This window comes from Couchioplanes caeruleus (genome assembly GCF_003751945.1).
Taxonomy (GTDB): Bacteria; Actinomycetota; Actinomycetes; order Mycobacteriales; family Micromonosporaceae; genus Actinoplanes; species Actinoplanes caeruleus.
In genome coordinates this window covers 4,751,333-4,769,780 of record NZ_RJKL01000001.1, presented here as the reverse complement: position 1 = coordinate 4,769,780, position 18,448 = coordinate 4,751,333, and the positions used below count along the sequence as shown (strand labels likewise).

Genomic DNA, 18,448 nt, shown 5'->3' with positions numbered 1-18,448 from the left:
GGCTGATCAGCCGTCGGCTGCGGCCTTCAGAACGGCGGTCACACGTGCCTCTACCTGCGCAGACACCTGATCCGGACTTTGCGCATCCACAACGGACACATTGCCTTGCGGCGATCCCTTACCTACGAGCACGAAACGGGCATTCGGGTAGGCGGCGGCCGCGGCGGTCAGCGCCGCGTTCGGCGCCTTACCCGCCGTGAGAACCAGGTCACATCGACCGGCCGCGAGGGTGGCCAGGAACGTCTTCGCGTTCTCGCCGGTCTGCGGGCCGTCGACCTCGAGGAACTGCACCTTGCCGAGGGTGGCGAGCGACGCCCGCTGCATCCCGACCCAGACCGGTGCGGCCTGCGCGTCGGCGACGCCGGCGGCCGGGGTGAGCAAGCACGCGGTCCCCTCGGTGTAGACCCGCGCGCGGGGATCCGGTCCGGAGTCCGGCCACCACAGCCAGGCGCCCAGGCCGCCCACGAGGAGCGCGGCGACACTGGCGGCGGCCAGCCTCGCGCGGCGCCCTCCAGGCAGCCGGAACTGCGGCGCAGCGTGTCGCCCCCGCGCCGAGCCCTTGAGTCGTCGATCCACTTTTCCGCCAAGCATGGCTGGGGAGCGTACGGCCGCCCCCACACGTCGTCAACAGCGCTCATCACGGAGTGTCACCTTCGGGTCGCGCGAGCGATAAACGATCGACACTACGCAGAGTTGCCGCACCGCTGCTTCCAGTCCCGATCTGGCGCCTCTTGGTCGGTATGTCCTGACAATGAGTAACGCCGTGCCCAATCCCGTTTGGCACCTTTTGCGCTGCCTGAGAAGTCTGACATGGGCCAAATGGCCAATCCGGCCCGCCGGTCGGATCACTGCCCTTGTTGCACTCTCAGTAACCGCCTAATGTCCTGATACGTCCAGCAACACGGCAAGAGTCGCAGGGTTGAAGACACATTCAGTGACGAGTGAGGGAGGGAACATGACGGCAGCCGACAGCTGGTTCATCGTGGTCATTGGCTACGCGATCCTGCTCGCCTGGCCGGTCTCGACCCTCGGGCTCGTCAGCTTCGCGGTGCGTTATGTGGCGTCCCACCGCAAGTCGCTCGTCGCGAAGTCCCTCGCGTACGGCGACGCCACCCCGGAGCACTTTTGGATCATCGTGCCGGCGCTGAACGAAGAGGTCGTCGTCGGCAACACCGTCCACGCCGCGCTCGGCCTGGGCGGCCCCGGCGGCACGCTCGCCCGGGTCCTCGTGGTCGACGACGGCTCCGACGACCGCACCCCCGAGGTGCTGGCCGCGATCGACCACCCGCGGCTGGTGGTCCTGCGCCGCGAGCTGCCCGAAGCGCGCCAGGGCAAGGGCGAGGCACTCAATGCGGCGTACCGCTACATCGCCGAGCGCACCGCCGAGGCCGGCGTCAGCCCGGAGCGGGTCGTCATCGGCATCATCGACGGCGACGGCCAGGGCAGCCGCAACATCCTGCTCGAGGTCTCCCGGATGATGCGGGACCCGAACATCGGCGCGGTGCAGGTGCAGGTGCGCATCCGCAACCGCGACAAGCTGCTCGGGGCGGTGCAGGACCTCGAGTTCGCTGCGATCGTCAACGCCTGCCAGAGCCTGCGCGACACCATCGACACGGTCGGCCTCGGCGGCAACGGGCAGTTCACCCGGCTCGCGGCGCTGCTCGCCCTCGGCGACGCGCCCTGGTCCGCCTGCCTGGTCGAGGACCTCGAACTCGGCCTGCGCATGCACCTCGACGGGGTCGGCATCCGCTACACGTCCCGGGCGGCCGTCACCCAGCAGGCGGTCGTCGACCTGCGCCGGCTCACCCGCCAGCGCACCCGCTGGGCGCAGGGCAACCTGCAGTGTGCCCGCTACCTGCGCCGGCTGATGGCCTCCCCGCGGATCGGTCTCACCTCCCTGCTCGAGATGCTGCACTACCTGATCTCGCCCTGGCTCAACGCGCTGGTGACCGTGATCCTGATCGGTGGCGTCTCCGTCGCCGCCACCGGCCTGGCGGTCGGTCACCCGATGCCGTACCTGCCGACCTGGCGGCAACTGGCATACAGCGGCGAGGTGTGGCTCGCGGTCACCTTGTTCCCGGGCTTCGTCTGGGCCCTGGTGCACCGTCACCGGCTGCGCGACGAGAGCCTCCCCCGGCTCTTCACCGCGGCCCTCGCGTACCCGGTCTTCCTGCTCCTCGGCCTGGTCGCGACCTACCGGGCGCTGTTCCGCCAGGCCAGCGGCCGGCAGACCTGGGCCAAGACCGAACGGCTCGCCGAAGAGCCGATCGACGCACCACTGCAAATCCCCGTCCCCGCCTGAGGCTCCCCTCCTCGAAGTTAGGGCTCCCCCCACATGTCACTGCCCGAAGTGCACCTGATCGGCGGCACCCGCCCCGAAGCCGTCAAGCTCGCCCCGGTCGTGCTCGCACTGCGCGAGGCCGGCCTGCTCAGCCCGGTCCTGGTCGCCAGCGGCCAGCACCCGGCGATGGTCGCACAGGCGCTCGCCGCCTTCGACCTCATCCCGGACGTCACGCTCGAGGTGGAGCGCGGCACCGGCAGCCAGGCCGAGCTGCTCACCGAGATGATCCGGCAGCTCGACGAGTTGTGGGCCGTCCGCACGCCGGCCGCGGTGATCGTGCAGGGCGACACGACCACCAGCCTGGCCGGCGCGCTCGCCGCCTTCTGGCGCCGGATCCCGGTGGTGCATCTGGAGGCGGGCCTGCGCTCCGGCGACCTCGACTCGCCGTTCCCCGAGGAGGCCAACCGCCGCCTGGTCGCCCAGGTCGCCGCGCTGCATCTCGCGCCCACCCCGCTGGCCGCGATGAACCTGCTGGACGAGAACATCGCCACCGCGGACGTGCTGATCGCCGGCAACACCGTCGTGGACGCCACGCTCGCCGTCTCCGGCCGCCGGATGCCCTTCGAGAACGCCCAGGTCGCGGCCGCCCGCGCCGCCGCCGGCGACCGCCGGCTGGTGCTCGTCACCGCCCACCGGCGAGAGTCGTGGGGCGCTCCCCTGGACCGCATCCTGGCCGCGGTCCGCGAGCTGGTGAGCCGGTACGCCGACATCGACGTGATCCTGCCCAGCCACCCCAACCCGGCGGTCCGCGCCCAGGTCGAGGCGGGCCTCGCCGGCATCGAGCGGGTCACGGTCACCGACCCGCTGCCCTACCCGGACCTGTCGCGTCTGCTGTCGGAGGCGTACCTCGTGCTCACCGACTCGGGCGGCATCCAGGAGGAGGCGCCGTCGTTCGGCGTGCCCGCCCTGGTGCTGCGCGACGTCACCGAGCGCGTCGAGTCGCTGCACGCCGGCTGCGCCCGGCTCGTCGGCTCGGACACCGACCTGATCGTCAAGGAGGCGGCCGAGCTGCTCGACAGCCGGGTACGCCGCGACGCGATGACCGCGGGCGGAAACCCGTACGGCGACGGCCTCGCGGCCCGGCGTACCGCCCAGGCCACCGCCGCACTGCTCGGTCTCGCCGAGGCACCCGCACCGATGCCCCCTCTCGAGTCCCCCGCCGCTGCCACGTACGGAGTGTCCTTCTGATGCGTATGCCTAAGTTCAGCCGTCGTGCCTTCGTCGGCGTGGGTGCCGCTCTCACCGCGACCGCCATGCTCGGCATGGGTGTCGTCACCGCCGACGCCGCCCCGGTCCCCGCCCCCGCGCCGATCGCCGCCAAGTCCGGCAAGGCCGCTCCCGGCGGCGGCAAGGCGAAGACGCTCGTGCTGTACGACACCACCGGCGAGTACGGCTGGATGGGCGAGGTCTACGCCACCCAGACCGCCAACCTGGCCTCTCACTTCGGCTCGTGGACCGCCGCACCGGTGGCGAGCTACCAGGCGAAGGGCCTGGACGCGTACACCGCGGTGGTCTACCTGGGCTCGACCTACGACGAGCCGCTGCCGGCCGCCTTCCTGGACGACGTCGCCGCGACGAAGAAGCCGGTGACCTGGCTCTTCGACAACATCTGGCAGCTCACCTCGCGGCCGGGATTCACCGCCGAGCACGGCTTCACCAGCGGCTCGTTCGACGTCACCGACGTGTCCACCGTCGGCTACAAGGGCCGCAAGCTCACCCGCGACATCACCAACAAGTCCGGGATCATGAACCTGTCGATCAACGACCCGGCGAAGACCAAGACCCTCGCCACCGCGGTCCGCGCGGACGGCTCGACCTTCCCGTGGGCGCTGCAGTCCGGCAACTTCACGTACGTCGGCGAGATCCCGTTCTCGTACGTGACCCACGACGACCGCTACCTGGCCTTCGCCGACCTGCTCTTCGACTCCCTCGGCGACACCGGCGTCTCCCGGGAGCGGCACCGCGCCCTGGCCCGCATCGAGGACGTCGGCCCGGACTCGGACCCCGCCGAGCTGCGCGCGATCGCCGACTACCTGTACTCCCAGAAGGTGCCGTTCAGCGTCGCCGTCTACCCCCGCTTCCGCAACCCCAAGGGCGTGGACAACAACGGCAAGGCCGAGGACTACACGCTGCTGCAGCGGCCGCAGGTCGTCTCGGCGCTGCGCTACATGAAGCAGCGCGGCGGCACGCTGCTCATGCATGGCTACACGCACCAGAACGGCAGCACGGCCAACCCGTACGACGGCATGAGCGCCAACGACTTCGAGTTCTACCGCGCCCACGTCGACGAGAAGGACAGCGTGATCTACGACGGCCCGGTCGCCGGCGACTCCGCCGCGTACATGGCCACCCGGATCGCCGCCTCGGGCCTCACCTTCGCCCTCGCCGGCCTCGGCGTGCCCACCACCTTCGAGTTCCCGCACTACGCCGGCAGCGCCGTCGACTACCAGACGGTCACCTCGATCGTCGGCAAGCGCTACGACCGGGGCCTGTACTTCCCGGGTGTCCTCACCGGACGCAAGTTCGACTACACCCGCCATTTCGGCCAGTTCTTCCCCTACGCCGTCCGCGACGTCTACGGTTCGGTGGTCATCCCGGAGAACATCGGCAACGTCGAGCCGAGCGCGTTCAACAACCACCCGGCCCGGCTCCCCTCGGACCTGGTCGCCTCGGCCGAGCGCAACCTCGTCGTCCGCGACGGTGTGGCGAGCTTCTTCTACCACCCGTACCTGGGCACCGATTACCTGAAGCAGGTCGTGCCCGGAATCAAGGCGCGGGGTTACACCTTCGTGGCCGGTGACTCGATGGTCGCCAACTGATCGCATCCGCCGGCCGCGGCCGCCGTTCCGACCGGGACGGCGGCCGCTGTCACGACCGAGGAGTCGCCATGGAAACCACCGAGGTGGTCGCCTTCTATTCCGCGTCCTGGATCACCGGGGACCGCGGGGCGGTGCGCCGGGTCATCGCGCCGGACGTCGAGATCGAATGGAACCTGGAGCTCCCGGTCGACGACGAGGAGCTGGTGCAGACCCTGCACCGCATCGCCGCCTTCGCCGACTCGGTCGCGATCGTCTCGACGATCTGCACCGGCGACGACGCGTCGCTGATCTACGACTGCGCCGCCCCGTTCGGCACGGTCCGCATGACCGAGTTCCTCACCGTCACCGGCGGCAGGATCGCCGAGATCCGGCAGGTGTACGACGTGGTCGCGCTGCGCCGGTATTTCCCCGGTCTGCTCGACGACTGAATTTCTGTCGGAGGTCGGTCCTAGGCTGCGACCATGGCATATGACTTCCAGGTGACCGTCGACAGCGCCGATCCGCACACCCAGGCCGAGTGGTGGGCCGAGACGCTGGGCTGGCAGGTCGAGCCGCAGGACGAGGACTTCATCCGGGACATGGTCGCCAAGGGCTTCGCGACCGAGGACGAGACCCTGATCTTCCAGGGGCGTCTGGTGTGGAAGACCGGCGCGGCCATCGTTCACCCGGAGAAGCTGCCGAGCGGGAAACCGCGCCGGCTGCTCTTCAACCACGTGCCGGAGCCCAAGACGGTCAAGGACCGCATCCACCTCGACATCTGGGTCGGTGACGAGCGCCGTGAGCAGGCCCGCGACGAGCTGGTCGCCCGCGGCGCGACCTTCGTGACCGACGGCCGGCAGGGGCCGTTCACGTGGTGTGTCATGCGCGATCCGGAGGGCAACGAGTTCTGCATCAGCTAACCGCCATGCCTGACTTCAGTAACTCTTAAGGAAATTGGCAGAACGCTTTAAGACCGATTGACCCACGATCGACTCCGTTCGTAGCCACCGCGATCGGAGTCCTGCATGTCACGCAAACGTCTACGCGTATCCATCTACGTGGGAGCCGCGATGCTCGCCGTCGGCGGAGGCGCGATCGCCGCGATGGCGGCGACGGCGCCCAGCACCAAGGCGGCCGGTGGACTCACCGCGACGTTCGCCAAGGATTCCGACTGGGGTACGGGCTACCAGGCCAGGTACGTCATCAAGAACACCGGCGGCAGCGCGGTCACGGGCTGGAAGCTCGCCTTCGGCCTGCCCGCGACCGCGAAGCTCGGCAGCTTCTGGGACGCGTCCGTCACCACCTCGGGCGCCACCTCGACGGCGGAGAACCGCGGCTACAACGCGACGATCCCGGCCGGCGCCACCGCCGAGTTCGGCTTCATCGTCGCCGGCGGCGGCGACCCGACGAGCTGCACGATCAACGGCGCTTCCTGCTCCGGTGGCGGCTCGGCTCCCACCACGGCGCCGACCAAGCCCACCACGGCGCCGACCACGGCTCCCCCGTCGGCGCCGACCAAGCCTGCCGAGCCGACCAAGCCGCCGGCGACCACGACGCCGCCACCGTCCAACGGGGGCGGCGGAAAGAACGTGCGCGTGGCCCCGTACGTGGACATGGGCCTGCTCTCCAACGGCAGCACGACGCTCGCCCAGCTCGCCACCAGCGGAAACGTGAAGTCGTACTCGCTGGCCTTCGTGACCGGTGCGGGCTGCAAGGCCAGTTGGTTCGGCGCCTTCGACCCGCGCAGCGGGAAGTTCCGCGACCAGATCGACGCACTGCGGGCGGCCGGCGGTGACGTGAAGGTGTCCTTCGGCGGCGCGACCGGCGTCGAGCTCGCCCAGGCGTGCACCGACGTGAAGGCGCTGCAGGCCGAATACCAGGCGGTGGTGTCGGCGTACGACCTCAAGTACATCGACCTCGACATCGAGGGCGCGGCCTCGTCCGACGCCGCGTCGATCGACCGCCGCTCGACCGCGCTGGCTGCGCTGCAGAAGGCCAACCCCGGCCTGAAGATCTCCCTGACCCTGCCGGTGCTGCCCGAGGGCCTCACCAACGACGGCCTGAACGTGGTGCGCTCGGCGAAGAACGCCGGCGTCGACCTCGACCTGGTCAACATCATGGCGATGGACTACGGCCGCGCCGCCCAGGACTACGGCGACCTGGCGATCCAGGCCGTGAAGTCCACCAAGGACCAGCTCAAGTCGGTCCTCGGGATCGGCGACGCGGCGGCCTTCGCCAAGGTCGGCGTCACCCCGATGCTGGGCAAGAACGACGACAACGGCACCTTCAGCCAGAGCGACGCCCGCGATCTGGTCGCCGCGGCCAACCGCGACAAGATCGGCTTCGTCTCCTTCTGGGAGGTGAACCGGGACCGTAACGCCTGCAACGGCGCGCTGTTCCAGTGCACCAACGTGCCGCAGACGCCGTTCGAGTTCAGCAAGATCTTCGCCGGCTTCACCGGCTGAGCTTCGACCGTCCCCCATCAGCGCGGCGCCGGGTACCCCTTCCCCGGCGCCGCGCCACGTCTGTGTTGCCGACGGCTACCGCGCGAAGCCGCGACCGGCCACCGCTCCGTTTCGGAACTGCCCACGGTCACCGCGCGAAGCCGCGACCGGCCGCCTCGAGGGAGTGCTGCACGAGCTCGCGCAGGGAGATCTCGTCCGGCGCCTCCAGCCACACGTGCAGCGAGACCCGCATCGCCGTCATGAAGGTGGCCGCCATCAGCCGGTCCCGGACCCCGGTCGGATCCGGCGCCGTGCCGCGCGCCGCGACCGCCGCGGCCAGTTCGCGCTCCAGCGCGGCGAAGGTGCTGGCCTGTTGCGCGGCCAGCGCCGGCTGGGTGCGCAGCAGCCGCGTCTGCGCCGCCCACTGCGGGTCCAGTTCGCCGAACTGCTCGTAGAACTGCCGCGCCGAACGGGTCAGCGCGGTCCACGGACCCTCGTCGGCCGGACGTGAACGCACGATGCCGACCAGCGCGCCCACCCGCTGCTGGGTGCCGTGGAGCAGGGCCTCCTCCTTGTTGGCGAAGTAGTTGGAGAACGTCCGCCGGGAAACGCCGGCCTCGTCCGCCACCGCCTCGACCGTGATCTTGTCCGCCCCGTGCGCGATCGCGAGCCGCACCGCGGCCTCGTACAGCGCCTGCCGGGTCGCTGCCTTCTTGCGCTCCCGAAGACCGTGCTCGGGTACGCGGACATCGGACGTCATGTCATCAACCCTACATACTTTCCCACTGAGAAAACTTGCGCACTGAGCAACCACTCGGGAGAGTTGTGTGCGGCACCCATCCCGCCGATCGTCGGAGGCCGCACGATGAGCGCACCCACCGCCACCCCCCGCGCCGCACCGGGCGCGATGAGCCACCGCGAGATCATGAGAACGCTGAGCGGCCTGCTCCTGGTGCTCTTCGTCGCGATGTCCAGCGCCACCGTCGTCGCCACCGCCCTGCCGACGATCATGGGGGCGCTGAACGGCAGCCAGACGCAGTACACGTGGGTCGTGACGGCCACGCTGCTGACCGCGACCGCCACCACCCCGATCTGGGGCAAGCTGGCCGACCTCTACCGCAAGAAGATGCTGCTCCAACTCGCCATCGTGGTGTTCGTCCTGGGTTCGATCGTGGCCGGCTTCTCGCAGAGCGCCGGCCAGCTCATCGCGGCCCGCGCGTTCCAGGGCATCGGCATGGGCGGCGTCCAGGCGCTCGTACAGGTTACGATCGCCGCGATGATCGCGCCGCGCGAACGCGGCCGGTACAACGGCTACCTCGGCGGCGTGCTGGCCCTGGCCACGGTCGGCGGGCCGCTGATCGGCGGGCTGATCGTCGACACGTCCTGGCTCGGCTGGCGCTGGTGCTTCTTCATCGGCGCCCCGGTCGCCGTGATCGCCCTGGTCGTGCTCCAGCGCACCCTGCAACTTCCGGTCCTCCGTCGGGAGAACGTGAAGATCGACTACGTCGGCGCCACGTTGATCGCGGCCGGCGTCAGCATCCTCCTGATCTGGGTCTCGTTCGTCGACCACTCGTTCGGCTGGGCGTCCTGGCAGACCGCCGCCATGGTCGCCGCGGGCCTCGCGCTGCTCGCCCTCGCCGTACGGGTCGAGTCCCGCGCCGCCGAGCCGGTGGTCCCGCTGAAGATCGTCACGCAGCGCACCACGACGCTCGCCATCCTCGCCAGCCTCACCGTCGGCATGGCGATCTACGGCGGATCCGTCTTCCTGGGGCAGTACTTCCAGGTCGGCCGCGGCTACAGCCCGACCGAGGCCGGCCTGCTGACCATCCCGCTGATGGCCGGCCTGCTGCTCTCGTCGACGATCTCCGGACGGCTGATCACCCGCAGCGGACGGGTCAAGCCGTACATCGTGACGGGCACGGTCCTGATGGTCGCGGGCTTCGCCCTGCTGTCGGCGACGGACCACCTGACGCCGCTTGCGTACCTCGGTGTCGGCATGGCCCTGGTCGGCATCGGCGTCGGCATGTCGATGCAGAACCTGGTGCTGGCGGTGCAGAACTCCGTCGCGTTCAAGGACATCGGGGCCGCCAGCGCCACGGTGGCGTTCTTCCGCTCACTCGGCGGCACCATCGGCGTCTCGGTGCTCGGCGCGGTTCTCGCGCACCGGGTCACCGGCTCCATCAACTCCCAGCTCACCGCGGCGGGCGTGCCGGCCGGCGCGGGCGACGGCGGCCGGACCAGCGGCCTCAACCTGGCCGAGCTGCCCGGCACGGTCCAGCACATCGTCCGAGACGCGTACGGCGACGCCACCGGCCACGTCTTCCTGCTGTCCGCGGCCGTCGCGATCGTGGGGGTGATCGCGGCGCTGTTGCTCGAGCGGATCACCCTGCGATCGACCATCGACCTCGCCAAGGCCGCACGCGCCGCCCAGGCCGCCGCCTCCGGTGAGGCGACTCTTCCGGCGGGACCTGCCCGCAAGTAGGCGCCGCCACCGCGCCACCGCGCCACCGCGCCACCGCGCCACCGCGCCACCGCGCCACCGCGCCACCGCGCCACCGCGCCACCGCGCCACCGCGCCACCGCGCCACCGCGCCACCGCGCCACCGCGCCACCGCGCCACCGCGCCACCGCGCCACCGCGCCACCGCGCCACCGCGCCACCGCGCCACCGCGCCACCGCGCCACCGCGCCACCGACGGATCTTGCTGGGCGCCGTCGGTGGCGCGGTGTGACGTACAGGCTGTGCGATCTCCGGCGACGGCGAGATGGATCACGCGCGCGAGGCTGGGATCGGATGTTCACTCACCGCTAACCTTCGGGAACAGAACGCATTTGTCCTTCAGTGGGACCGGACTGTGTCGATGGGCTGAGGCGAGAGGAAGGGGTGAGCCCGATGGAAGCGCGCGTTCGTGACGCCGAGCAGCTCTCGGCTGCCCTGACCGCGCTCGAGGACCAGTACCTCTGGGACGCCGACGTCACCTACGCCGCCGCGATCGAGTTCGAGGAGGAGGGGGCCCGGCTCGACGACGAGCGCACGGTCATGCGGGCCCGCCTCGTCCAGGCGAACATGCTCATGCGTAAGGGTGAGGTCGCCGGTGCCGCCCGGTGCATCTGGAAGATCCACCAGTGGGCCACCGAGCACGGCGACACCACCGTGCAGGCGCGGACGCACGTCGTCTGGGCCAACATCCACCGCCATCTCGGCGACGCCGCCCAGTCGCTCGAGCACTCGGTGCTCGCCGTCGAGCTGCTCGACGAGACGGCCACCGATCACATGCAGGTGTGGCACCGGGCCAAGCTCGCCGACGCCCTCGGCGCCGCCGGCTCCATCGACGCCGCCCGGCTGCGCTACGCCCAGGCCGAGGAACTCGCGATCGAGCTCGGCCTGCCCAACCTGCACATGGGCCTGCTCAACAACTACGCCTACACCGAATGGCACGCCGGCGAGCACGCCCGCGCCGAGGCTGTTGCGCGGCGCCTGAAGGACGTCGCCGACCAGCACGGCTTCACCCTGGACCCGGCGACCCTCGACACCATCGGCGCCATCGAGATCGAGAACGGCAGGTACGCCCAGGCCGAGGAGACGCTGCGCGAGGCCGTGCGCCGCTACCACGAGGGCGGGTTCGAGGACGCCGACGCGCTTCCCGAGTTCATGCTCACCCTCGCCCGTGCCCAGCGTTTCCTGCGTGCCACCGAACGTGCCCAGGTGAGCCTGGACGCGTCGCGCAAGCTCTGCGTCGAGCGCGGCCTCGGCGACGTCCTCGTCCGGGTGCACCAGGAGCAGGCCGAGCTGCACGCCGCGCGCGGGGAGTTCGCGGAGGCTTTCGCCGTACACAAGATCTTCTTTGCCGCCCACAATGCGCTGCACTCGTCGCAGCGGGAGGCACAGGCCCGCACCCGGCAGGCGATGTTCGAGACCACCGAGGCCCGGCAGGAAGCGGAGCGCTTCCGGGAGCAGGCCCGGCGCGACTCGCTGACCGGACTGCGCAACCGCCGGTACCTCGACGAGCAACTGCCCATGCTGGTGAACGGCGGCGGGGACCTCACCGTGGCGATCGTCGACCTCGACCACTTCAAGCGGGTGAACGACCAGTTCTCCCACGACGTCGGCGACCAGGTGCTCGTCCAGGTGGCCAAGCTGCTGGAGACCGAGCTGGCCGCGGTCGCCCCGGACGGATTCGTCGCCCGGATGGGCGGCGAGGAGTTCCTCATCGCCATGCCCGGCTTCACCGCGCCGCGCGCCACGGTCCTCCTCGACGCGATCCGGCACACGATCCGGGCGTACGACTGGACCGGCCTCACCCACGGCCTGCCCATTACCGTCAGCATCGGCGTCGCCGGCCTGGGCGATTCCGCGTCGCCCACCCAGGCGGCCCTCATGTCCACAGCGGACCGCAACCTGTACGTCGCCAAGCACGCCGGACGCGACCGGGTCGTCTCGGGCAAGCCGCGCGACAGCCGCGCCAGGTCCTACCGCGACAGCGCCACGGCCGCCTGACGCTCCACTGCGCTGCGTGACACTCTCCTTCGAGGTGGCACTTTCCTTCGAGCGACAGGGCTGAATTCGATCAGTCTCTGGCGCTAGGCTGACCCTTGAGGATCTCGCCCCCGCGGTCGAGGTTCCCCGGCCCGTCGTGGCCGGGATCGGTCCGGCCCGGCAACGGCCGGAAGTCCGGCCAGGGGTGGCCTGATCAGGAGGCGGTCGACGTGACGCAGGGCAGCGAGGCATCGACAGCGGCCGAGGTGGCGCCGCCGGGGGTCAACCCCAACGTGCCGCACTCGGCCCGCATCTACGACTACTGGCTGGGCGGCAAGGACAACTTCGCGGTCGACCGGGCGGTCGGCGAGGCGATGATGAAGGCCATCCCCGGCATGCGCTACATGGCCGGCGAGAACCGCAAGTTCGTCCACCGCGCGGCCCGCGACCTGGTCGCCAAGGAAGGCATCCGCCAGTTCCTCGACATCGGCACCGGCATTCCGACCCGGCCCAACCTGCACGAGATCGCCCAGCAGATCGCCCCGGAGACCCGGGTGGTCTACGTGGACAATGATCCGATCGTGCTGGTCCACGCCCGCGCCCTGATGATCAGCAGCGAAGAGGGCCGCTCGGAGTACATCTCGGCGGACATCCGCCATCCGCAGGACATCCTCTCGGAACCGGTTCTGCAGGAGACCCTCGACCTGACCCGTCCGGTCGGCCTCACCCTGATCGCCATCCTGATGCTGCTGGCGGACGAGGATGCCCCGTGGGACCTGGTGGCCCAGCTCCGCGACGCCATGCCGTCGGGCAGCGTCCTGGCGCTCACCCACCCGACGGCCGACTTCAACCCGGCCGAGGTCGACCAGGCGGTGGCGGCGGCGACGGGCGCGGGCATGACGCTCGTGCCCCGCTCGAAGGAGCAGGTCGTCCGCTTCTTCGGCGACTGGGAGCTGCTGGAGCCGGGCCTGGTGCCGGTTTCGGGATGGCGGCCCGACACGCCGGTGGACAACCCGGAGGCGGCCTACTACTGGGCGGGTGTGGCCCGCAAGCCCTGACGATCCCGCGAGCATGACCTCGGCGGCCGGTCGTCCCCCGACCAGCCCGTCGCCGCGGTTCCCACCGGTCCGGACCGATCCGGGGTGCGCCCTGCCGCCCCGGGCGGAGGCGGGATGTGCCCCGCCGGGCCGGTCCCCGGTGCGGCTCTTGTCGGTTCGGACCGGGGTGGCGACAAGGCCCCGTGCGGGACCTCATCCGGCCGACCGAGCGATCCAGCACGGGGGGACCGGACCGCCCGGCCGGGATCCGGGCAGCGCGCCCCGCATCGGAGCGCGCGACGAGCGACGCACTGCTGCCCCGCCCTTCTCTATGACGTTGTCAATGCGTCGATCCGCCGCGGGCGGGCTCAATGACTCCCGTGAGAATCCTCCCCCTGGTCGGGGCCGGACGGCGGGATCCCGTCCCTGCGGATCAACGCGTAGCGGACCCCGCCGAACCGGTGGCTCACCATCGTGGCTCGCGTCGACGCGGCCGCCATGCAGTCCGGGGGTCGTTCATCGCGATAGACGAGGGCCGGATTGCCGCGCCGCGGGACGTCCACGCCGTCGGGATCGATGGGGTCGAAGGGCTCGGGGCCGATGTTCGGTACCGACATGGGATTTTCCTCCCGCTCGGACGCTCCCGCCAGAGAGCCTTGCGCCGTGGGCCGCAGCGGCATTTCCGCGACTGACCCCATCAGGTGTCACCCTCCGTAACCCGACGTGCAGTGGGTACGTGCGTTATCATGCTCACAATCACGTGAGAACGCAAGGCCGAATGCACGTGCATTTGCACAGCAGGTAGCCGGCGTGACACACCGCCGGTCCCGTACCGGTCTCACCGTTAGGGAGCAGAACAATGACGCACGTTTTCAACGGTATGCCCGCCGGGCAGCTTCAGGGTGTGACCTGGCGGAAGAGCGGCCGCAGCAACCCCAGCGGCAACTGCGTGGAGTGCGCCACGCTGCCGGACGGCAGCATCGCGATGCGCAACTCCCGCGACCCGGAGGGTCCCGCCCTCATCTACACGCCCGCGGAGATCGAGGCGTTCCTCGGCGGCGTCCGCGACGGGGACTTCGACCACCTGCTCGGGTGAATCGTTTCCGCGTTCCGGGTGACACCCGGGAGAACTAACTACACGCAGTAAAGGACCCGCTCCGGACTCAGCCGAGCCGGCCGACCTCGTGCAACAGCTTGCCGAGAATGTCCGGGGTGTGGTTCGGCGGCTCGGCGTCGATGCACACGCGCTCCATGGCGATCGCGTAGTGGTCGACGTCGTCCCGCTTATCCAGGTAGATCGCGCTGGTGAGCTGCTCGACGAAGACCACGTCGGGCAGTTCCGGCTCCGGGAAGCGCAGGATCGCGAAGGGTCCGCCCGCCGCGGCGTGGCCACCCGCGTGGAACGGGATGATCTGCAGCCGTACGTTGGGCCGCCTCGACGCCTCGATGAGCGCCTCGATCTGGCCGCGCATGACGTCCACGCCGCCGATCGGCCGGCGCAGCACCGCCTCGTCGATGACCGCCCAGAGCTGCGGCGGGTCGATGCGGTCGAGCACCTGCTGGCGCTGGCGGCGTAGCTCCACCCGGCGGTCGATCTCGTCGGTCGTGGCGCCCGCGTGGCCGAGCATGATCACGGCCCGCGCGTACTCCGGCGTCTGAAGCAGACCGGGGACGAACTGGATCTCGTACGTGCGAATCAGCGTCGCGGCCGCCTCGAGGCCCAGGTACGACTGGAACCACGACGGCATGATGTCCCCATAGTGGTGCCACCAGCCGGGGTTGTTCGCCTGCCGGGCCAGCCCGAGCAGCGCCTCGCGCTCGGCCGGGTCGTCCACGCCGTACAGGGTGAGCAGGTCGGCGACGTCGCGCTCCTTGAAGCTGACCCGGCCGAGCTCCATGCGGCTGATCTTCGAGCCGGAGGCGCGGATCTCGTAGCCGGCGTCCTCGCGGGTGATGCCCTTGGTCTCACGGAGCCGGCGGAGCTGCGCGCCGAGCAGGATGCGCAGCACGGTGGGGCCGCTGTTCGGCGCCTCCTCCTGCGAACCCGTGCTCACGTGACTCCTATCCCGACTTCTTCCGAAAACTGCAACTTGCAGATTCATTGCCTTCCGCATCCTACGGGCGAGGTCGCCGCGCCGAAAACTGCACGCTCGGCCCCGCGGGCCGGTACGCACGATGCGGATGCACGTGCATTCGGCCTTGCGGACGCACTTGATCCCGAGCATGATATCTGACAGGCGGTTGCTCTGCCCCTGACACAGCGTGTTGAAAAGTATGTCCTTTTCGACTGTCAGGGCGGGGCCGACGCCGATGGACGCCCCGACGACCGAGTCATTCCCGGGACCCAGGAGGCTCTCGATGTCGACTCCGACCATCGCGCCACCGCTCCGCGACCCGGCGGACGTGGCCCCTGCCGACAGCTACCACAAGGCCGATCCGGTCTGGGTGTATCGAGACGGCTGGCGGGCAGGAGTGATCGAGGCCGCGTCGCCGCAGGCGGTCACCGTCACCTATCGGCCGGGCACCCACTTCGGGACCGGGGTGGACACCTTCACCGCCTCCTACGTGACCTCCCGTGCCGACGAGGACCCCGCCCTGGACAACCGCCAGGAAAATGCTCTCGCGTACCGCCGCCCCCGCCCCGGCAGAGACGGCGCGATCACACCGATCGGCCCGCTCCGATGACCGGGGCGATGACACTCTCCGCGCTCGTGGGGCTCGCCAGCCTGCTCGCCGGTGTGGCACTGGGCTGGTATCTGCGACGAACCAACGACTGGTGTCCACACTGCGGCGAGCAGCTCACCTGCGATGCCTGCGGCAGCAAGGCGGCCTGGCCCCGCCATCGGCAACCCGAGCTCACCCTCGACAAAAGCTAGGGCAGACTTGACGCGTGCAGGCCTTCCGCGAGTTCGTTCTGAAGGTCCACCAGCGGTGCAATCTCGCCTGCGACTACTGCTATGTCTACGAGCTCGCCGACCAGAGCTGGCGTGACCGCCCCGCCGCGATGGACCGGACCGTGTGGCAGGCAGCCGCTCGCCGCATCGGAGAACACGCGCGCATCCACGATCTGACGCGTGTCGACATCGTCCTGCACGGCGGCGAGCCGCTGCTGGCCGGACGGTCCGCACTGATCGCTCTGATCACCGACGTCCGGGCGGCGGTTCCGGGCGCCCGATTCAGTACGCAGACCAACGGCGCCCTGCTCGACGCGCCGATGCTGGCGGCGCTCGCGGCGCACGGGGTGCGCATCGGCGTCAGCCTCGACGGCCCGCCCGAGCACCACGACCGGCACCGCCGGCACCGCGACGGCCGGGGCAGCCACCTCCTCGCCGCCCGGGCGCTGCGGCTGCTCGCCGGGCACCCGGCGTACGCGGGAATCCTGTGCACGATCGATCCCGCGACCGACCCGGTGGCCGTCTACGAGTCCCTGATGACCTATCGGCCGCCCGCGATCGACCTGCTGCTGCCGCACGCCAACTGGGCGAATCCGCCCGGCCCCGGGTACGCGGAGTGGCTGATCGCCGTCTTCGACCGCTGGTACGGCGCCCCGCGCCGGGAGACCGGCATCCGCCTGTTCGAGGAGTTGATCAACCTCGTCCTCGGCGGCACGAGCCGATCCGACCAGGTCGGCTTGAGCCCGGTGGCGGTCGTGGTGATCGAGTCAGACGGCACGATCGAGCAGGGTGACTCGCTGAAATCGACGTACCCGGGCGCGGGGGCCACCGGCCTCACCGTCTTCGACCACGACTTCGACGCCGCGGCGCGCCACCCGGGCATCGTCGCCCGCCAGTCGGGACGTGCCGCGCTGGCGGAGTCGTGCCTGGCGTGCCCGGTCCACGACATCTGCGGCGGCGGACACTACGCCCACCGCTGGCACCCGGGCGGCGGCTTCCGCAACCCGTCGGTCTACTGCGCGGAACTGCGCCGGCTCATCGACCACGTCGGTGCCCGGGTGGCCGCGGACCTCAGGGGTATCCGGACGTGACCACGTTCGTGCTGATCTGGGACGCGAGCGACACCGGCTATCCGCCGGCCAACCACCGGGCCGACATAGCGGCCACGGCCGCGGGCGAGACGGTCCGCGGCCGCTGGAGTTCCGGCTCCCGCAGATCGGGTACGGAACCCGGCGACCGCGTCTACCTGCTGCGCCAGCGGACCGACCGGGGCATCGTCGCCAGCGGCCGCCTCACCGACGGCATCATCGTTGCCGGCCCGCACTGGGCCGGCGACCCGCGGCGCGCCACCTACTACCTCGAGGTGTCCTGGGATCGCGTCCTGCCGGTCGCCGATCGCCTGCCTCTCGACGATCTGCTTCACGAGGTGCCGCGGCACAACTGGAACCACATCTTCGCCTCGGGGCAGCGGGTGCGGCCGCCCTCCGACGCCGCGCTGGACCGGTTGTGGGTCCGCCACCTGCGGGACCTCGACGACGTCAGCGCCAGCGGTCGCCGGTGAGGCGCTCGTAGACCTCGACGTAGCGGTTGCGGGTCGCCTCGACGACGTCCTCGGGAATCTCCGGTCCGGGCGCCGTCCGATCCCAGTCGGACTTCGCGGACCAGTCCCGCAGGAACTGCTTGTCGAGGTAGCGCGGGGTGCCGCCGGGCTGCCACTCGTCGGCCGCCCAGAACCGCGACGAGTCGGGCGTCAACAGCTCGTCGCCAAGCTTCAGCACGCCACCCGAGAACCCAAGCTCGATCTTGGTGTCGGCGATGAGAATCCCGTTCCGCGCCGCGATCTCCGACCCCCGCCGGTACACCTCCAGAGTGATCCGGCGCAGCTCGGCGGCGACGTCGGCACCGACGGCCCGCTCCACGTCCTCGTAGGTCATGGGCTCGTCGTGACCCGCACCGGGCGCGACCTTCGTGCTCGGGGTGAAGATCGGCTCCGGCAGCCGCGACGCCTCGACCAGCCCGGGCGGAAGCGCCACCCCCGAGACGGCGCCATCCCTGCCATAGTCCTTGAGCCCGGACCCGGCCAGATAACCACGAGCGATGCACTCGACCATGACCATCTCCAGGCGCTCACACCGCACCGCGCGCCCGGCCCACTCGGCAGGCACGTCGGTCGCCGAGACGATGTGGTTCGGCACGATGTCCGCGAGCTGCTCGAACCACCACAGCGACAACTGCGTGAGGATCTTGCCTTTGTCGGGGATAGCGGTGGGCAGCACCACGTCATAGATGGAGACGCGGTCCGAAGCGACGAGCAGGATGTCGTCCCCGTCGGCGTAGACATCCCTGACCTTGCCCGAGTGCAACAGCTCCACGTGTTCCCCCAGCACCGAGTCCACCGAACGCGCCCACGGTAGCCGACGTCCCCGCGCCCGCTCCCGGCCGGCCCGCAGGAGCCAGC

At 70.4% G+C, this 18,448-nt stretch carries 19 protein-coding genes; 14 read left to right on the top strand and 5 right to left on the bottom strand.

The window, feature by feature from the left end; genetic code table 11:
* Window positions 1-6 precede the first annotated feature (6 nt).
* Window positions 7-381, bottom strand: coding sequence for a hypothetical protein (locus tag EDD30_RS21145; RefSeq protein WP_143163061.1), 375 nt, complete (start codon window positions 379-381; stop codon window positions 7-9).
* Between the two features lie 574 nt (window positions 382-955).
* Between EDD30_RS21145 and EDD30_RS21140 the strand changes: the two genes are divergently transcribed.
* The 6 genes from EDD30_RS21140 (at window position 956) to EDD30_RS21115 (ending at window position 7,604) form a co-directional block, all read left to right on the top strand.
* Window positions 956-2,302 carry a glycosyltransferase gene (locus EDD30_RS21140; RefSeq protein ID WP_071809832.1) on the top strand — a complete coding sequence of 449 codons (1,347 nt, stop codon included), beginning with the start codon at window positions 956-958 and terminating at the stop codon, window positions 2,300-2,302.
* A 33-nt stretch (window positions 2,303-2,335) separates the two neighbouring features.
* The gene (gene wecB, locus EDD30_RS21135; protein WP_071809833.1) at window positions 2,336-3,529 is read left to right on the top strand and encodes a non-hydrolyzing UDP-N-acetylglucosamine 2-epimerase; all 1,194 of its coding nucleotides are present in this window, start codon (window positions 2,336-2,338) and stop codon (window positions 3,527-3,529) included.
* Window positions 3,529-5,160 carry a DUF2334 domain-containing protein gene (locus EDD30_RS21130; RefSeq protein WP_071809834.1) on the top strand — a complete coding sequence of 544 codons (1,632 nt, stop codon included), beginning with the start codon at window positions 3,529-3,531 and terminating at the stop codon, window positions 5,158-5,160. Before wecB ends, EDD30_RS21130 begins: the two co-directional genes overlap by 1 nt.
* Before the next feature lie 68 nt (window positions 5,161-5,228).
* Window positions 5,229-5,588, top strand: coding sequence for a nuclear transport factor 2 family protein (locus EDD30_RS21125; protein WP_071809835.1), 360 nt, complete (start codon window positions 5,229-5,231; stop codon window positions 5,586-5,588).
* A 33-nt stretch (window positions 5,589-5,621) separates the two neighbouring features.
* Window positions 5,622-6,059, top strand: coding sequence for a VOC family protein (locus EDD30_RS21120; RefSeq protein WP_071809836.1), 438 nt, complete (start codon window positions 5,622-5,624; stop codon window positions 6,057-6,059).
* 105 nt (window positions 6,060-6,164) lie between these two features.
* Complete coding sequence (locus EDD30_RS21115) at window positions 6,165-7,604, top strand: cellulose binding domain-containing protein (RefSeq protein ID WP_071809837.1); 1,440 nt, start codon at window positions 6,165-6,167, stop codon at window positions 7,602-7,604.
* A 127-nt stretch (window positions 7,605-7,731) separates the two neighbouring features.
* Here EDD30_RS21115 and EDD30_RS21110 read toward each other — a convergent pair whose 3' ends face one another.
* On the bottom strand, window positions 7,732-8,343 hold the full coding sequence (locus EDD30_RS21110) for a TetR/AcrR family transcriptional regulator (RefSeq protein WP_071809838.1): 612 nt from the start codon (window positions 8,341-8,343) through the stop codon (window positions 7,732-7,734).
* A 105-nt stretch (window positions 8,344-8,448) separates the two neighbouring features.
* On the opposite strand from EDD30_RS21110, the gene EDD30_RS21105 reads away from it, so the two are divergent.
* The 3 genes from EDD30_RS21105 to EDD30_RS21090 all read left to right on the top strand — a co-directional run bounded on the left by EDD30_RS21105 (window position 8,449) and on the right by EDD30_RS21090 (window position 13,117).
* Window positions 8,449-10,065, top strand: coding sequence for an MDR family MFS transporter (locus EDD30_RS21105; RefSeq protein WP_071809839.1), 1,617 nt, complete (start codon window positions 8,449-8,451; stop codon window positions 10,063-10,065).
* 410 nt (window positions 10,066-10,475) lie between these two features.
* Window positions 10,476-12,080, top strand: a complete 1,605-nt coding sequence (locus tag EDD30_RS21095) for a tetratricopeptide repeat-containing diguanylate cyclase (RefSeq protein ID WP_071809546.1) — start codon at window positions 10,476-10,478, stop codon at window positions 12,078-12,080.
* A gap of 245 nt (window positions 12,081-12,325) precedes the next feature.
* On the top strand, window positions 12,326-13,117 hold the full coding sequence (locus EDD30_RS21090; protein ID WP_071809550.1) for an SAM-dependent methyltransferase: 792 nt from the start codon (window positions 12,326-12,328) through the stop codon (window positions 13,115-13,117).
* A gap of 347 nt (window positions 13,118-13,464) precedes the next feature.
* Here EDD30_RS21090 and EDD30_RS21085 read toward each other — a convergent pair whose 3' ends face one another.
* On the bottom strand, window positions 13,465-13,713 hold the full coding sequence (locus EDD30_RS21085; RefSeq protein ID WP_071809545.1) for a hypothetical protein: 249 nt from the start codon (window positions 13,711-13,713) through the stop codon (window positions 13,465-13,467).
* Between the two features lie 242 nt (window positions 13,714-13,955).
* Here EDD30_RS21085 and EDD30_RS21080 point away from each other — a divergent pair, with 242 nt between their 5' ends.
* On the top strand, window positions 13,956-14,192 hold the full coding sequence (locus EDD30_RS21080) for a DUF397 domain-containing protein (protein ID WP_071809544.1): 237 nt from the start codon (window positions 13,956-13,958) through the stop codon (window positions 14,190-14,192).
* A 67-nt stretch (window positions 14,193-14,259) separates the two neighbouring features.
* On the opposite strand, the gene EDD30_RS21075 is transcribed toward EDD30_RS21080, so the two are convergent.
* The gene (locus EDD30_RS21075) at window positions 14,260-15,150 is read right to left on the bottom strand and encodes a helix-turn-helix domain-containing protein (protein WP_071809543.1); all 891 of its coding nucleotides are present in this window, start codon (window positions 15,148-15,150) and stop codon (window positions 14,260-14,262) included.
* Window positions 15,151-15,454: 304 nt separating this feature from the next.
* Here EDD30_RS21075 and EDD30_RS21070 point away from each other — a divergent pair, with 304 nt between their 5' ends.
* The 4 genes from EDD30_RS21070 to EDD30_RS21055 are packed head-to-tail and all read left to right on the top strand — an operon-like array spanning window position 15,455 to window position 17,551.
* Window positions 15,455-15,781 carry a hypothetical protein gene (locus EDD30_RS21070; protein ID WP_123678443.1) on the top strand — a complete coding sequence of 109 codons (327 nt, stop codon included), beginning with the start codon at window positions 15,455-15,457 and terminating at the stop codon, window positions 15,779-15,781.
* Between the two features lie 8 nt (window positions 15,782-15,789).
* On the top strand, window positions 15,790-15,972 hold the full coding sequence (locus tag EDD30_RS21065) for a hypothetical protein (RefSeq protein WP_244945345.1): 183 nt from the start codon (window positions 15,790-15,792) through the stop codon (window positions 15,970-15,972).
* Between the two features lie 14 nt (window positions 15,973-15,986).
* Entirely contained in the window at window positions 15,987-17,081 is a 1,095-nt protein-coding gene (locus EDD30_RS21060) for an FxsB family cyclophane-forming radical SAM/SPASM peptide maturase (protein WP_071809540.1), read from the top strand.
* The gene (locus tag EDD30_RS21055; protein WP_071809539.1) at window positions 17,078-17,551 is read left to right on the top strand and encodes a hypothetical protein; all 474 of its coding nucleotides are present in this window, start codon (window positions 17,078-17,080) and stop codon (window positions 17,549-17,551) included. The genes EDD30_RS21060 and EDD30_RS21055 overlap by 4 nt, the downstream gene beginning before the upstream one ends.
* Here the strand turns inward: EDD30_RS21055 and EDD30_RS21050 are convergent.
* On the bottom strand, window positions 17,529-18,362 hold the full coding sequence (locus EDD30_RS21050; protein ID WP_071809549.1) for a phosphoribosylaminoimidazolesuccinocarboxamide synthase: 834 nt from the start codon (window positions 18,360-18,362) through the stop codon (window positions 17,529-17,531). The two genes, EDD30_RS21055 and EDD30_RS21050, sit on opposite strands and share 23 nt — an antisense overlap.
* Window positions 18,363-18,448 lie beyond the last annotated feature (86 nt).